General features: G+C 69.2%; 11 protein-coding genes and 1 pseudogene. 4 read left to right on the top strand and 8 right to left on the bottom strand.

Translation table 11 applies throughout. The annotated features are described in order from the left end of the window. The first annotated feature begins 147 nt into the window (after window positions 1–147). Window positions 148–3,102 (top strand): LamG-like jellyroll fold domain-containing protein, encoded by a 2,955-nt coding sequence (locus VFQ05_05530; protein ID HET9326216.1) that lies wholly within the window; start codon window positions 148–150, stop codon window positions 3,100–3,102. A 94-nt stretch (window positions 3,103–3,196) separates the two neighbouring features. Further along, window positions 3,197–4,006, top strand: coding sequence for a rhomboid family intramembrane serine protease (locus VFQ05_05525; GenBank protein HET9326215.1), 810 nt, complete (start codon window positions 3,197–3,199; stop codon window positions 4,004–4,006). Between the two features lie 137 nt (window positions 4,007–4,143). Here the strand turns inward: VFQ05_05525 and VFQ05_05520 are convergent, their stop codons facing one another. After that, window positions 4,144–4,908 (bottom strand): c-type cytochrome, encoded by a 765-nt coding sequence (locus tag VFQ05_05520; GenBank protein HET9326214.1) that lies wholly within the window; start codon window positions 4,906–4,908, stop codon window positions 4,144–4,146. 289 nt (window positions 4,909–5,197) lie between these two features. Here VFQ05_05520 and VFQ05_05515 point away from each other — a divergent pair, with 289 nt between their 5' ends. Next, a complete protein-coding gene (locus tag VFQ05_05515) occupies window positions 5,198–5,824 on the top strand; it encodes a hypothetical protein (GenBank protein ID HET9326213.1) in 627 nt (208 codons plus the stop codon). 348 nt (window positions 5,825–6,172) lie between these two features. Continuing rightward, window positions 6,173–6,512: pseudogene (locus VFQ05_05510) on the top strand (tyrosine phenol-lyase). Between the two features lie 151 nt (window positions 6,513–6,663). Here the strand turns inward: VFQ05_05510 and VFQ05_05505 are convergent. From VFQ05_05505 to VFQ05_05475, 7 genes are read right to left on the bottom strand one after another with little or no spacing between them, the layout of a single operon-like run. After that, window positions 6,664–8,850 (bottom strand): cytochrome c3 family protein, encoded by a 2,187-nt coding sequence (locus VFQ05_05505; protein ID HET9326212.1) that lies wholly within the window; start codon window positions 8,848–8,850, stop codon window positions 6,664–6,666. A 23-nt stretch (window positions 8,851–8,873) separates the two neighbouring features. Next, window positions 8,874–9,713: a thiamine pyrophosphate-dependent enzyme gene (locus VFQ05_05500; GenBank protein ID HET9326211.1), complete on the bottom strand. Its 840-nt coding sequence runs from the start codon at window positions 9,711–9,713 to the stop codon at window positions 8,874–8,876. Beyond that, a complete protein-coding gene (locus VFQ05_05495) occupies window positions 9,710–11,470 on the bottom strand; it encodes a 2-oxoacid:acceptor oxidoreductase family protein (GenBank protein ID HET9326210.1) in 1,761 nt (586 codons plus the stop codon). The genes VFQ05_05500 and VFQ05_05495 overlap by 4 nt, the downstream gene beginning before the upstream one ends. 3 nt (window positions 11,471–11,473) lie before the next feature. Beyond that, window positions 11,474–12,349 carry a Fe-S cluster domain-containing protein gene (locus tag VFQ05_05490; protein ID HET9326209.1) on the bottom strand — a complete coding sequence of 292 codons (876 nt, stop codon included), beginning with the start codon at window positions 12,347–12,349 and terminating at the stop codon, window positions 11,474–11,476. Between the two features lie 4 nt (window positions 12,350–12,353). Beyond that, window positions 12,354–13,331, bottom strand: coding sequence for an Rnf-Nqr domain containing protein (locus VFQ05_05485; protein HET9326208.1), 978 nt, complete (start codon window positions 13,329–13,331; stop codon window positions 12,354–12,356). After that, the gene (gene rsxE / locus VFQ05_05480; GenBank protein ID HET9326207.1) at window positions 13,324–13,980 is read right to left on the bottom strand and encodes an electron transport complex subunit RsxE; all 657 of its coding nucleotides are present in this window, start codon (window positions 13,978–13,980) and stop codon (window positions 13,324–13,326) included. The genes VFQ05_05485 and rsxE overlap by 8 nt, the downstream gene beginning before the upstream one ends. Beyond that, window positions 13,977–14,780, bottom strand: coding sequence for an FMN-binding protein (locus VFQ05_05475; GenBank protein HET9326206.1), 804 nt, complete (start codon window positions 14,778–14,780; stop codon window positions 13,977–13,979). Before VFQ05_05475 ends, rsxE begins: the two co-directional genes overlap by 4 nt. Window positions 14,781–14,795: the final 15 nt, after the last annotated feature.

Genomic DNA, 14,795 nt, shown 5'->3' with positions numbered 1-14,795 from the left:
GGGTGATATCCTCGAGGCCTTCTCGCAAGGCCCGTGCGCATTCCCGCGATCGTCCCCCGATCTCGCGGGCCCCTGAGTGAGCGCCGTCCCAGCATGGACGCTGCTGCAATCCGCGTCGCCCTTATCTCCCCCGCAGGAGGTCATCCCGTGCGCTGGATTCTCGCTTCCCTCCTCGGGCTCCTCGCCGTGGCTCCGGCCGCTGCGTTGCCGCCCGTTCACACATCGCTCACAGCGCTGACGGTCACCGCCAACACCGGTGAGAAGCCCCAGTCGAAGGTGTGGACGCACGACGGGCGCTGGTGGTGCGTGTTCCCGAACAGCTCGGGTACCTGGGTGTGGCGGCTCGACGGCACCACCTGGACCAGCGTGCTCAAGCTCTCCAACTCGACGGGCGTCCACGCGGACGTGAAGTCGATGGGCGCGGTCGCTCACGTGCTGCTCTTCACCAGCGCGACCACCGAACTGGCCTCGATCGAGTACGTGCCGGCGACGCAGACCTATCAGGCGTGGACCACGCGACCCGCGAACGCCCCGATCGCGCTCGACAGCGGGACGGAGACGGCCACCATCGACGTGGATTCGCAGGGACGGATGTGGCTCGCCACCGATCGCGCGGCCGGGACGGACCAGATCGTCGTCTACTACAGCGACGCGCCTTACTCGAGCTGGAGCGCGCCAGTCACGCTGGCGACCGGCATCCCGAACGACGACATCGCGGTGGTCACCGCCTTCCCCGACGGCAAGATCGGGGTGCTGTGGTCGAACCAGAGCACGCAGCGCTTCGGGTTCCGGACCCACGCCGACGGAACCGATCCCGCCACCTGGACCGCGGACGAGCTGCCGGCGTCGCAGTCCGCGCTCGACGTGGGTCTGGGGATGGCCGACGACCATCTCCACGTGGCGGTCGCTTCGGATGGAACGCTCTACGCCGCGGTCAAGACCAGCTATGACACCGCCGGGTTTCCCAAGATCGCGCTGCTGGTGCGGCGGCCGGCGGGGACCTGGGACAACCTCTACGAGGTCGACCAGTCGGGCACGCGCGGGATCGTGCTGCTCGACGAGAACGCCGAGACGGTGACCGTGCTCTACACGAGCGTCGAGGGCTCGGGCAACATCCTCTACAAGGAGTCCTCCACCTCGACGATCGCGTTCGGCTCCAGCGTGCAGCTCATGCCGGGGGGCCTCAACGACGCGATGAGCATGAAGGCGAACGTGAACGGTTCCGTGGTGATCGTGGCCGGGACCGGGACTCAGGTGCAGGGTGTGCTCCGCTCGGGCGGAGTGGGTCAGACGGGCCCAGTCGGTTGGTGGAAGATGGAAGGGAACGTCAACGACGCCTCGGGCAACGCCAACCATGCGACGGCATTCGGAACGCCCACCTACGTCACCGGCACCCACGGGCAGGCGATCGCCCTGAACGGGACCACTCAGTACGCGTCGGTGGCGCACAACGCTAGCCTGGCGACGATCACCACCGCGAACGCGGTGACGATGGCGGCCTGGATCAGGCCCGGCGTCGTCGCGACCCAGAACCTGATCAGCAAATCGGTCAACGGATCGGTCAACGGCTACGAGCTGTGCCTTTCCACCAGCGGGGCGCTCCCCAGCTCGCAGCGGATGTTCGTTCGCTTCAACCAGCAGACCTCGGGCGACACGTACCGGGTCAACTCGACCACCCAGTACAACGGGCTCATCGGCACCTGGATCCACGTGGCCGCCACCTACGACGGCGCCACGATCAAGCTCTACGTCAACGGCGTGCTCGAGAGCTCGCTGCCTGCGGCGATCACCATCGCATCGAACACCTTGCCGCTCGCCATCGGCGCCCAGGTGAACGCCACCGGAACCGCGAGCCGCTGGTTCCAGGGCGCGTTGGACGAGGCCCGGCTCTACGACCGCGCGCTCAGCGCGGAGGAGATCGCCGCGCTGGCCAGCGTCGCGACCTACACCATCACGGCGTCGGCGGGAGCCAACGGCACGATCACGCCGAGCGGCGCGGTGATCGTCCAGCAGGGCGCCAACCAAGGGTTCACGATCACGCCCAATGCCGGCTACGGCGTCGCCGACGTGCTGGTCGACGGCGGCTCGGTGGGGCCGGTCACCAACTACACCTTCACCAACGTGCAGGCGACGCACACCATCCACGCCACCTTCGTGTCCGTCGATCCGAACGAAGGCCTGGTGGCGCGCTGGCCGCTGAACGAAGGAAGCGGCGGAACCATCGTCGACGCCGCCGGCAACGGCCTGGATGGGAATCTGACGGGCGCGCCCGGCTGGGTGGCGGGCACGATGGGGCTCGCCCTGGCGCTCGATGGAACAACTCAATACGCCCTGGTGCCCGACGACCCGCTCCTCGATCTCGCCAGCCAGATCACGCTGTCGGCGTGGATCAAGCCCTCCAAGCTCGGCACCGCGAACGTGGTCGCCAAGGCCAGTTTCGTGGGCACGATCATTCCGGGATACGAGCTGAACCTGTCGAGCACCGGCAAGCCGTTTGTCCGCTTCAACGCTTCCGACACCTATCGCGTCAACGGCGCCACCTCGTACCCGACCACCGGCGACACGTGGATGCACCTGGCGGCGACCTACGACGGGAGCGTCATCCGGCTCTACGTGAACGGCGCGCTCGATGGATCGCTCGCCAGCACGTTCACGATCTCGGCCAACGACGAGCCGCTCGGGATCGGCGCCCAGAGCGACGGCAACACCGGCCGGCTCTTCCAGGGAGCTCTCGACGAAGTGCGGATCTACGACCGGGCGCTGAGCGCGGGCGCGATCCAGGCGCTCGCCAGCGGGGTGGTGGGCGTGGGGACTCCGCGTGCGACCAGCACCATGCTGGCGGGGGCCTACCCCAACCCCTTCGAGAGCTCGACCACGATTTCCTTCCGCCTGGCCCAAGCCGGGCAGGTGTCGCTCGCCGTCTACGGCGTGGACGGGCGGAAGGTCCGCACGCTGGCGAGTGGTCGCTGGGAGGCCGGTGTCCACCCAGTCAGGTGGGATGGACGAGACGGCGACGGCCGCTCGACGGCGGCCGGGATCTACTTCGTTCGGCTCACGACAGCGCAAGGGAGCTTCACCAGGCGGATCGCAAGCCTGAGGTAACGGATCGTGCGGGTGGTGCGGATCGAGTGACCATCGTGCGGGCGGCCGAGCCAGCCGCCCGCGCCTGGCGCCGACCCGGTACGATGCGGGCGCGATGAGCGATCCGCGCCAGCCCGAGCCGACCGACCTCGAAGCCCTCGAGCCCGACTTCATCCCGCCCGACCCGGACGAACCGCCGCCCGCTGACCTCGCGTCGCTGATCGGCGATGTCGCGCCCTGGGGCACGCTGCTGCTTCTGCTCTCGTGGGCGCTGGTGTTCGGGGTACTCGCGTTCCGGCGCGAGATCGGGAATACCGATGCGCTCTTCGCCTGGGGCGCCAGCGCCCCGAACCTCGCCCCGCTCGACACGGCCTGGCGCCTGCTCGCCTCGACCTTCCTCCATGCCGGGATCGCGCACGTGTTCTTCAACGCCCTCAGCATGATCATCTTTGGACCCGTGGTGGAGGGCATGTACACGCGGCCGGGCTTCGCGGTGATCTACGCCGCCGGCGGTGCCATCGCCTCGCTCGCGAGCCTCGCCTGGCGCGGAGCGCAGCACCCGGTCGGACTCAGCATCAGCGTCGGCGCCTCGGGAGCGATCTTCGCGCTCGGCGGAGCCCTGCTCGCGAGCGCCTGGCGGGTGCGGCGGCGGCTCGCGGTAGGCCGCGCGCGTGCCATGGGCGCGGCGCTGCTGTTCCTGATCGGGCAGAGCTTCTCGGCCGGCTTCACCCGCAACGCCACCGACAACGCCGCGCACGCCGCAGGGCTCGTGGCGGGTGTACTGCTTGGAGCTGTGTTCCCGCTCCGCCCGGGGCTCGGCGGCCCGACGCCGGGATGGTCCATGCGCGCGCTCGGAACGATCGCGTTGCTGGCGCTCGTGATCTCGCTTGCGCTCAGCGTGCGGGGCGGGCTCCAGTACGGATGAGCGCCCGTAGCGGAGCGGCTTCGCCATCGGGCGGCTTGGGTGAAGGTGGTGGTCGCAGCTCGCGTCGGGCGTCTGGGGCGGAGGCTGGTAGGTGCGCCCCGCTCGAGGTCCACTCCTGAAGGCCGATCAGAAGTTGTTCATGGTTGGGGAGTGGTCCGCGACAGTGCCCGGATGTAGCTGACCAGGTCCTTGATCTGGTCCGGTGTCAGGGACACGCTCCAGATGGGCATGAAGGGCGACTTGTGGAAGTAGCCCCCGCCGAGGGAGATCGTGGCGAACAGCTCGCGGTCGGTCTTGCCGCTGAAATAGAGACTATCGGTGAGATCGCGCGGCCGAAGCTTGTTGCGCACGAGCATGGTGTCTGCGTACGGGCCGTCCCCCTTGCCGGAAGGCCCATGGCACGCCGTGCACATGGTCACATAGAGCGTGCGGCCTTCGGCCGTCGCTCCAGGCGGCGCCTGGAGGTACTTGGCCAACGTCTTGGGCGGGATCTTCGGGTGAAGATCGGGCAAGGCCAACACGAAGTCGGCGATCTTCTCGATCTCCTCGGTTGAAAGACGCTCCCCCCACGGTGGCATCAGGTTCGAGCGGCCGGTGTGAGCGCCGCCCTGTTCGATCACGGTGATCACCCCTGCGCGTCCCATCGACTCCAGGTGCGTGAGGTCGTTGAGATGTGCCGGTTTGACCCCGGACTCCTTCTGGAGTTGCGCGGCGAGCGGTCCATCACCCAGACCCCACACCCCGTGGCACATCGCGCAGTTGGCGAGATAGGCCGTCTGGCCCGCCGCGAGTCGTGCCTGTTGGGCGCTGTCCGCGGCTGAACCAGCGGCCGGGGGTCCTTCCGCGGGCTTCCTCTGGCATGAGCCCGCCAACGCCAGAACAAACACCAGCATCAAGCTCATGACGCCGATCCGAACTCTCTGCGGCTGGTTCATTGGATTCGGGTCCTTTCTCTCAGCGAACCATCATCAGAGACGGTGCCGATGCTCCGGCGAGGAACGATTTCGGTGGACGATAGCCGCGACACCGCGCGCCGTCCACCGGGTGACGAGACATGCGGGCGACCGAACGACTTGCGTTCCTGGGCGCACGGCTGGTATCACCTCATGCTGGTTGTTCCGGTCTGCCTCACCATCGGTGTTGGCGAAGCGGGGCCCCCGGCTTGCCTCGTCGAAGCGGAGCGAACTCACGATGCGACTGCGCCTCCTCACATCCGTGATTGTGATCTTCATCGCCGTGCTGGCCGTTCTGGCCTGGAATCGGAGCACGACGAAAGAGAAACCATCGACGGTGGCAGGCGGGGACGCGAACGCCGCACCAGGCGGCGAAGAGATGCCGGGGGGCATGGAGTCCGCAGCCCCGGAGCAGGATCCCGGGGTCGTGTGGCAGACGCCCAAGCGTTGGGTTGAAGAGGAGGCCACCGGGATGCGTCTCGCCACCTACGTCATCCCGGCTCCCGCGTCCGGGGGCGAGGCCGCGAGGTGCGTCGTCTACTACTTCGGGCCGGGGCAGGGGGGTGAAACGGATGCCAATGTCGAGCGTTGGATCGGCGAGTTCAAGGCGCCGCAGCAACCCGTTCGGCGCAACTTCGAAGTCCGACACCTCAAGGTTTCCCAGGTCGAGTTGACCGGGACCTACCAGGCCCATGCGGACCCGGCCCACGGCTCCGCGGGGCCGACCTCCGGCTGGACCCTGCTCGGTGCTGTCGTTGAGGGACCTCGAGGGTCTCTCTTCTTCAAGCTCACCGGGCCCACGAGCAGCACCGCTCCAGCGGCCAAGGAATTCGACGGGCTGCTCGCGTCGCTCCGGAAGAAGTAGCGCGGCGCTTCCGGCCTGCGCGAGGCGCTGAACGACGGCCTTCGCCGGTACATGCAACTCCACGCGGCTGATTCCGCATCCGGCCACAGTGCAGGCCGGCTCTCATGCCATCCAGACAGCGGGCCTCTGTCAGCTTGACAGAAGAACGCCCGATCCTGTGCGTCCCTGCACGCGTTGGGCTGAACCGGCTCACTCAAGGGGCAACAGGTTGGAGAGTGCGTCGTCCTGAATCCCGACGGGGCAATGGAGATTGCGTGAGAGCCAGTGCCGCCTTGGGCGCGCGGCGCGGCGCCGGCGTCACGACATGAAGACCATCATCGAGCCACTCCGCATCTGCTGATCCTGACCGAGGGATTTCCCACTTATGGCGGTCTCGCCGGCCGGGACCTCGAGGCGATCGCCGTGGGGCTCCGGGAGGTCGTGGACGAGGATTATCTGAAGTACCGCATCGCTTCCATCCGCTACCTGGGAGAGGGGCTGATGGGGGCCGGCTTCCCGATCGTCCGGCCGCCGGGGGGACATGCCGTGTAGATCGACGCCGGAGCATTCCTGCCGCACATCCCGCCCCGACAGTTCCCCGCTCAGGCGCTGGCGTGCGCCTTCTACGATCAGGGCGGAATCCGCGGCGTGCGAGCGCCAGGCACCGCTGGAGCTCCTGCGCCTCGCCATCCCGCGACGGGTCTACACGCAGAGTCATGCTGTCGGACGACGACATGGCAACAGTGGGACGCGGGATGAAGGCCATCGAGGCCGAGGGCTGAGATCCCCGCTCACGCCAGCGGCAGATCGGGGTTGAGCGCGCCATCGGCCGAGTGCCGCGCCGAGGTCGGCGACACGGCCTAGTCCCCGGTCGGTTTCTCCCCCTCCGGGGCGTCCTGCGCCGCCCGCTCCGCCGCCGCTGCCTCCTCCGCCTGTAGCCGCTCCCACTCGGCGCCGTGCTCGTGCCGGAGCATGTCGTCCGAGATCCGGCCGGTGATCCAGGTCCAGTTCATCGGATAGACGTCGGGGTTGAGGACCGTCTGATAGACGTGCCAGACCATGATGGCGAGAAAAGCGAGCCAGGCCTCGTAGTAGTGGACGATCGTGGCGAGATCGAGCACCCACTTGTTGAGCCACTGGAGCGACTGGTTCTCGAACCACAGCACCACGCCGGTCACGGTCATCACTGCCGTGCCCCAGACCAGGGCCCAGTACTCGGCCTTTTCGATGTAGCCGAAGTGCTCGAACTTGGGCGGCGTGGCGCGCAGGCCAGCCAGGTGGAGCAGGTTGGCGACCGCGTCCCGGGCATCCTGCGGGCGTGGCGCCATGGCGGCGAGCATCGCGCGCCCACGGCGGCCGAACAAGTAGGCCACGTGGAACAGCGCGACTGCGACCATCACCAGCGCCGCCGCGCGATGGATGCTGCTGCGCCACGCATGGCCGCCCTCGAGGCGCGCGAGCCAGGCAAACGGCCAGCTCTCCGGGAACTTGAGCGCGAACCCGGTATAGACGAGCGTGAAGAAGCTCACCGCGAGCGCCACGTGCTGGATTCGCTCGGAGAGCGTCAGGCGTACGTGCCAGCGTTGAATCGCCTCGGCGTGCCGGGCGACAACGCCCAGGTGCTCGCGCAGGCGCCGGCGCAGCTTGGCCGCGAAGTCGAGCCCGTTGTGGAGGGCCATGCCGCCGATCGTGAGCGCGATCAGCGCGAGGTAGGCGATCCGCACCCAGTGGAGCAGCGGCCGGCTGGGGCTCGCCATCGGTTCGTGCACCGCGCCCGCCGCGAACCGCTCGCCCGCACCGGGATGGCACTTGCCACAGGTCGCGGGGAGGTTGGCGGGAGCGACCGCCGAGCGAGGGTCGCTCGAGGGCAGGATGCGGTGATAGCCGTGGCACGAGGCGCAGTTGGCGACCGCTGGCGAGCCGCCACGCGCGGCCAGCCCGTGGTAGCTGTCCTGGTAAGTGCTGAGTCTGCCTGCCGGGAGCCCGTAGGTCTCGCGGATCCCCGTGGCTTCGTGGCAATGGGAGCACGTGGCGGTCACTCCGGCAACCGCCACCGGTGAGCCGGGCTCGCGGGGTCCCCGGATCCTGTGCTCGCCGTGGCAGTCGGTGCAGGCCGGCGATCGCGACACGCCTCGCGCCAGGGCAGTGCCGTGCACGCTCTCGCGGTAGTCGGCGGATTCCTGAGCATGACAGCGGCCGCACGTCGCCGGGATGTTTGCCTTGTGAATCGAGGAGGTCGGGTCGGTGGCGCGCCTGAGGTCGTGGCTTTCGTGGCAGTCGTTGCAGGTGGCGGCCCTCGGGTCCTTCGACTGCCCGTGGACGCTCTCCTTATATAGGGTATAGGCGGCCGGTATCGTGATCTTGCGGCGGGTTGTCAGTTCCTTGTCCGCGTGGCAGCGGGCGCAGGTCTCGGCCAGCCTCGCGCGGCTCACCGCGGACGCGGGATCGAGATGCGAGAGCGCCGCGTGCGTCGGGCCGTGGCAGTCGCGGCACCGGGAGGCCTCGGGGTCGCCCTTCGCGAGCGCCACACCGTGGACACTCCCCTGGTAGGCCGTCACCACCGTCGCGTGACACGCGACGCACGCCTCGGGTCCCATGCGCGCGGCCGGCTTGATCGCGTGCGTCCCATGGCAGCCGGTGCACGATGCTCCGGCTGGGTGCTTCGGCCGCGCGCCGCCCTGGCGCGCCGTGGCCCGATGCGCACTCGCGGCCACGGCGTGCGCCTCGTCCGCGTGACAGGAGACGCACTGCACCTTCGGCAGCCGCGAGGCGTGCGGGATCTCTCCGATCCCGGCGTGGCAGGAGGCGCAGGAGAGGCCCGCGTGGGGCGAGGACGCGAGGACCTTCGGGTCGACGAAGAGCGAGCCGCCGCGCCGCGGCGTGCTGCGCTCCAGGTCCGGCTGCGAGTGGCAGACCATGCAGTCGTCGTTGGCAACCGGGGCGCCGCGCGCGGGCACCGCCTCCATGCCGAACACGACTGCGGCCAGCGTGAGCCATGCCGCGCTGGCCGGCACGTCCACCGGCCGCCACCACCGCGCCGATCTCATGTCATGCCTCTCAGGCTCCCTGATCAGACCGGGAACACGGACTCCGAGGCCGCCGCGACGGGTGGCCAGATCCCCGCGCTGTGCTCGCCTTCGGGACCCGCGGTCGCGGGCTTCTCCTCGGGCGGGCGCCGGTAGAGTACCCCGAGCATGAAGCGTTCGGCACGCGCCAGCTCGATCGCCTTCCCGAAGCTCGTGGGATCATGGTCGTCGGGGACCATCGAGCAGCGCTTCCACAGCGACTCGGCGTACGAGTTGGGCTGGTAGGTGATGCAGGCCGCCAGCACGTGCACGAACGCAAACCCCGGATACTCGATCGCCGCGCGCAGCATCGCGCGCAGGTGCGGGAGGTTTCCGGCGTGGGTGCGGGCGACGAATCCGCAGCCTGAGCCGAGCAGCATGAGCACCGGATTGAGCGGTCGCTCGGTGGCGCCGGCGAGCCCCAGCTCGCGCTTGAGATCCGGATCGGTGGTCGGGGACGCCTGACCCTTGGTGAGCCCGTAGATGCCGTTGTCGAGCACTGCGTAGGTGAGGTCCACATCGCGCCGGACGCAATGCGGGATGTGGCCGAGCCCGATGCTGAAGCCGTCGCCGTCGCCGCCTACCACCACCGTCGTCATCTCGGGGCGTGCGAGCTTGACGCCGGTGGCGATCGGGAGCGCCCGGCCATGGACCGAGTTGAACGCGTAGGAGCGAATGTAGCCGGGCAGCCGGCTCGAGCAGCCGATGCCCGAGACCACCGCGAGCTTCTCGACCGGCACCTCGAGATCGCTCAGGGCCTGGGTGAGGGCCTTGAGCATGCCGAAGTCGCCGCAGCCCGTGCACCACACGGGCTCCAGGGTGGTGCGGTAGTCTTTGGCTTTCATGACGACGCCTCCGTGAGCATGTGGGAGAGCTCCGCGGTTGAGAGCGGCAGCCCGCCGCTGCGTGCAATCGGGACCACTCCGGCGAGATCCGTGAGGCTCGCCAGGTAGCGGTGGAACTGGCGCTGGAAGCTCAGCTCCAGCGTCCAGGTCTTCGCGAGGCCCCGCCGCCAGGCCGCGAGCCCCGCGAGAGGGAACGGGTGCAGGATCTCCGGGAGGAACACGCGGTACTCCGGATTCTGGCTCACCCACTGTTGGAGCAGCCCGAACATGCTGCCCCAGGCGATGATTCCGAGCGGAGCGTCGGCGCGGCCCAGAGTGAGGAACCAGTCACCGGTTTCGGCCGCGATCCCGTCGAGCTTGCGGAAGCGCTTGGCGTTCATCGCGTGATGGACGTGGGTGTCCGACGTCGGGTTGCCGTCGGGCGTGTGTTCGATGCCGGCCGCCATGTACGTGCCGCCCTCGGTGCCTGGGATGCGGAAAGCGCCCACCCCGTGCGCCCCGCTCACGTCGAACCGCGCCGCCATGTCGCCCGGCTTCCACACCCGCCGCTGGGGCCGCTCGGCGCGATCCAACACGGGATCGCGGATCTGGCGCCGCTGGGCCACGTAGGCATCCGACAGCACCAGCACCGGAAGCTGGTAGCGCTCGGCGAGGTGGAACGCCTTGAACATCACGTCGCGCGCGTGCACGGTGTCGAATACCCCCAGCACCGCGCGTGGGAAGTCGCCGTGCCCGCCGTAGACCGCGTGGTATAGGTCGCTCTGCTCGGTGCGCGAGGGCATGCCGGTCGCCGGCCCCACCCGCTGACAGTCCACGACCACCGCCGGGATCTCCGCCATGCTCGCAAGCCCCAGCATCTCGGTCATGAGCGAGAGCCCCGGGCCGCTGGTGGCGGTCATCGCCGGCGAACCGGCGAAGCTGGCGCCGATGACCATGCCGAGGGCGGCGATCTCGTCCTCGGCCTGCACCACCCGGCCGCCGGCCGCGGGCAGCTCGTCGATCAGGGTTTCCATGATCTCGGAGGAAGGCGTGATCGGATAGCCCGCGAAGAACCTGAGTCCGGCCGCGATCGCCCCGCGCGCCACCGCTTCGTTGCCGGTCTCGACCGTGAGCGGCACGCCGTGGCCGTGGAGCGTGGGAAGCGTGGGCACGCCGGCGGCCGCCCACCCGCGATCCAAGGTGGCGAGGTTCCTCGCCAGCACTTGCGGCCGGTGGGCGAACCGTTTCTCGAGCGCGTGCCGGGCCTGCTCGGGCCCCCAGCCGAGGGCGCGGCACAGGAGCGCGAGTCCCAGCATGTTCTTGGGATCGCCCGGGACCTCTTGGCCGTCCACGATGGTTGCGAACGGATAGCGATAGGGCTTGAGCTCCGAGCGCCCGAGCCACTCGGGCGGGTCCGAGGCGTCGGACGCCTCCAGCATCACGATGCTGCCGGGGTGGAGCCGGATCGAGCCCTGAAAGCGGCGCAGGTCGGCGAGCCGGAAGCACAACAGTAGGTCGGTCTCGTCGCCCTCGTAGTGGATTTCCTCGCTGGCGATCCGGACCACCACCGCCGATTCGCCGCCACGGATCTGCGGGCCGTAGGACTGGACCAGTACGCCGTAGAGTCCTCGGTGTGCCGCCATGCGCAGGATCATGTCGCCGAGCAGGGCGACGCCGTCGCCGCCGCTGCCGACGATGGCGAGAACCAGAGAGTCGGTGGCCCGAGCTTGCACCGGATCGGCGGGCTCGGATGCGGGTGTGGCGACCATCTTGCTCATCGTTCAGACCTCCACGGGGACCGCGATCGCGGCCGACTCGGGCCGGGGGACCTGTCCCCTGCGATGCAGGATGACGCTCGGACAGACATCGACGCACACCTCAGCGCACGAGGGTCCGTAGGCGAGGCACTTCTCGTGATCGATCAGGATGGTGCGGCCATCCCAGGTGATGGCGCCGGCGGGACACTTCGCGACGCACTTGCGGCATAGCGTGCAGCCCACGAGGCAAGCGGCGCGCACCACCGATTGCTTGTCGCGCGCGACGCACGCCAGCTCGATGCGGTGTGCGCGCGGGTAGAGCTGGAGCAAGTCCTTGGGGCAGGCCGGGACGCACAGCCCGCAGCCGGTGCACTTCACCTCATCCACCTCGACGATGCCGGCGGCGCCCAGGTGGAGCGCGTCGAACGGGCACACCCGCACGCAGTCGCCGAGCCCGAGGCAGCCGTTCTTGCACGCCTTGGGTCCGGCGAACACCAGCGACGCCGCGGCACAGGTGGCGATCCCGGCATACTCGGCCTCGTCGCGCGCGTAGGCGGTGAGTCCGTGGCAGCGCAGCACGACCACCCGATCGGCCACGGTGCCCACCTCCTTGTGGGTGAGAGAGGCGACCCGCTCCGCGACCGGACGCCGCCCCGGCGCGCACAGGCTCGGCGAGACCTCCGGCCGCTGCACCACCGCCTCCGCGTAGACCTGGCATCCCGCGAATCCACACGCGCCGCAGTTGGCTGCCGGCAGCACGTCGCGCACGCGGTCCACCAGCGGGTTGCTCGGCACGTGGAAGCGCACCGCCGCCGCCGCCAGGGCGAAGCCAAACACCACTCCCAGCAACGTGAAGACCGCCAGGCCCCAGAGCGCGATGCCGAGTGCGGGAGTTTCCATGGCGCTACCGGAAGAAGTCCAGCCCGGAGAAGCCCATGAAGGCGAGCGCGAAGAGACCCGCCAGGGCGAACGCGATCGGCAGGCCTTCGAAGCTGGCGGGGACGCGCGCCAGCTCCATCTTCTCCCGGGCGCAGGACATCAGGAACAGCGCAAGCGCGAAGCCGAGGCCCGACCCCATCGCCAGCGCGAACGACTCGAGTGGCCCGGCGTCGGCGGCGGCGTTGAGCAACGGGACCGCGAGGATGATGCAGTTGGTCGTGATGAGCATCAGGTAGATGCCGAACTTCTTGTGCAGCCCGGCATGGGTCTTCTTGAGCACCGTGTCGAGCATCTGGACCAGGAACGCGACCACCCCGATGAACACCAGGATCTGGAGGAACGAGAGCTGGAGCGGCCGCAGCACGAACATGTACAGCAGCCACGAGACCATGCCGGTCGTCACCATGACGATCGTGAACGTGATGCCCATGCCGACCGCGGCGTCGCGCTTGCGGGTGATGCCGAAGAAGATGCAGAGCCCGAGGTAGCGGGTGAACACGAAGTTGTTGATGAGCGCCGAGGAGAGCAGGACGCTGAACAGGAGCGTCCAGGTCGACGGCGTCACCGCGCGGGCGAGCGGCGGTTCCCGAATCTCGAGCCGGTAGCTCTCGGCGGAACGCAATGAACGCCCGATGGTCAGCACCACGCGGTTCCCCGGCAACAGCCGCACGTCACGCACCGGGAGCGCGATGTCCGGAGCGCGGGCATGGGTGAAGCGAAAGTTACTCGCGTCGGTGCGGGAGAGGGGACCCGAGAGACGCAGCTGCACCTGGTCGGGCGAGGAGACGCGAGCGCTGACGATGCGCGGCATGACCGAGCCGCCGTGCGCCTGCCGCGGGAAGCCGAAGAGGATGCCGAGCAACACCGCGGCCGCGAGCGCCACGGCGGCCCACGGCATGGGATGCCCCACCTCGGCGAACAAGCTGCGTCCCTCCCTAGCCATGGGGGCCCTCCGTGGCCGGCCGCGGCCGGGCGCCGCTCAAGTGGCGCTCGATGCGGTTGAAGAGCGCCATGAGCAGCGCGATCGAGAAGAACCCGCCGGCCGGCAGCGCGAAGAACAGCAGCGGCTTGCCGGGGGTGAGCTGCACCCCCGCGATCGCCCCGCTGCCCAGCAGCTCGCGCATGGCGCCGATCACCACCAACGCGAGCAGGAATCCGAGACCCATGCCCAACCCGTCGAAGAACGAAGGCACCAGGGGCTGGCGCGACGCGAACACCTCGAGGCGCGAGATGATGATCGCGAAGGCGACGATCAGCTTCACGTAGAGCCCGACCTGGGCGTAGAGCGCCGGCGTGAACGCCGCCAGCAACATGTCGATGATGCTCACCCAGACGGCGATGATGATGGTGTAGATCGGGATCCGCACCCGGGCGTGGATCCATCGGCGCGTGAGCGTCACGGTCAGGCTCGAGAGCACCTGCACCAGCAGCACCGCCACTCCGAGCAGCACGCCGTTCATCAGCGTGGTCGTCACCGCCACCGCCGGACACAGACTCAGGGCCAGCCGGAACACCGGGTTCTGGCCGAAGATGCCGTTCAGGATCAGCTCCCGCGCCCGCGGCGCCGGGCCGGGATGGAGTGCCGCGCTCATGACGAGCCCTCCAACTGTGGCGCGAGCAACTCCCAGCGCCGTCGAAAGTGGTCGACGGTCTCGCGCACACCATCGGTCAGCGCCCGGCTCGAGATCGTCGCACCGGTCACGGCGTAGATCGGCTTTGCCCGTTCGCGCGCGACGAGCGCAGCGTGGCGTTCGCCCCACGCGGCGGCGGGCGTGCGGCCGAAAGTGGCGAGCGCCGCGCGCCAGTCCTCGGGCATCGGGTCCTTCGTCACCGTGAGCGCCTCGAGGTTCGCGCCGGCACGTCCCACGTACTGGCCTTGGAAGGCGGGGGTGGCGATCTCGGCGCCGAGCCCGGGATCCTCCTCATGCTCCACCACCCGGACGCCGGCGACGTCGAAACCGGACGTGAGCGCCACGAAGAACCGGATCCGGTTCTTGTAACCGCGTGATTCGCCCTCGACCACGAAGCCGGCGGGAATATCGCGCCGGGAAGCGGCGAACATGCGACCGAGGGGAACCAGATCGCGCGAGTCCCGGTCGTCGTGCTCCCTGCGAGCGCCGGCCGATGCCGCCACCGAGCCGGCCGCGACCAGCCGCCCGTCGAGGCCAAACACGATCTCGCGCCGCGTGGCGCCGCCCAGCGGCGCCGTCCGGTAGATCACCTCGCCTCGACTGGGCGAGAGGAACTGCCGGATCTCGAGAACGGTGGCCGACGTGTCGAGCTGCAGCAGGTCGAGGATCGCGTGGCGTTCGGCGCGACGTTCGGCGACCTCGCGGTAGCGGTGGGTGGCGACGAACGCCGCGCCCAGCACGGCGCCGGCGATCGCGCACACGACGGTCATGGTCCC

The organism is Candidatus Eisenbacteria bacterium (genome assembly GCA_035712145.1).
Taxonomy (GTDB): Bacteria; Eisenbacteria; RBG-16-71-46; order RBG-16-71-46; family RBG-16-71-46; genus DASTBI01.
The sequence above is the reverse complement of the archived record's forward strand: the minus strand, read 5'-3'. Positions and strand labels throughout refer to the sequence as shown.

Coding starts and splice junctions, on each gene's coding strand:
- VFQ05_05515 (HET9326213.1), top strand. CDS start 5,198: ATGCGACTGCGCCTCCTCACATCCGTGATTGTGATCTTCATCGCCGTG.
- VFQ05_05485 (HET9326208.1), bottom strand. CDS start 13,331: ATGGCTAGGGAGGGACGCAGCTTGTTCGCCGAGGTGGGGCATCCCATG.
- VFQ05_05500 (HET9326211.1), bottom strand. CDS start 9,713: ATGAAAGCCAAAGACTACCGCACCACCCTGGAGCCCGTGTGGTGCACG.
- VFQ05_05490 (HET9326209.1), bottom strand. CDS start 12,349: ATGGAAACTCCCGCACTCGGCATCGCGCTCTGGGGCCTGGCGGTCTTC.
- VFQ05_05525 (HET9326215.1), top strand. CDS start 3,197: ATGAGCGATCCGCGCCAGCCCGAGCCGACCGACCTCGAAGCCCTCGAG.
- rsxE (HET9326207.1), bottom strand. CDS start 13,980: ATGAGCGCGGCACTCCATCCCGGCCCGGCGCCGCGGGCGCGGGAGCTG.
- VFQ05_05520 (HET9326214.1), bottom strand. CDS start 4,908: ATGAGCTTGATGCTGGTGTTTGTTCTGGCGTTGGCGGGCTCATGCCAG.
- VFQ05_05495 (HET9326210.1), bottom strand. CDS start 11,470: ATGAGCAAGATGGTCGCCACACCCGCATCCGAGCCCGCCGATCCGGTG.
- VFQ05_05505 (HET9326212.1), bottom strand. CDS start 8,850: ATGAGATCGGCGCGGTGGTGGCGGCCGGTGGACGTGCCGGCCAGCGCG.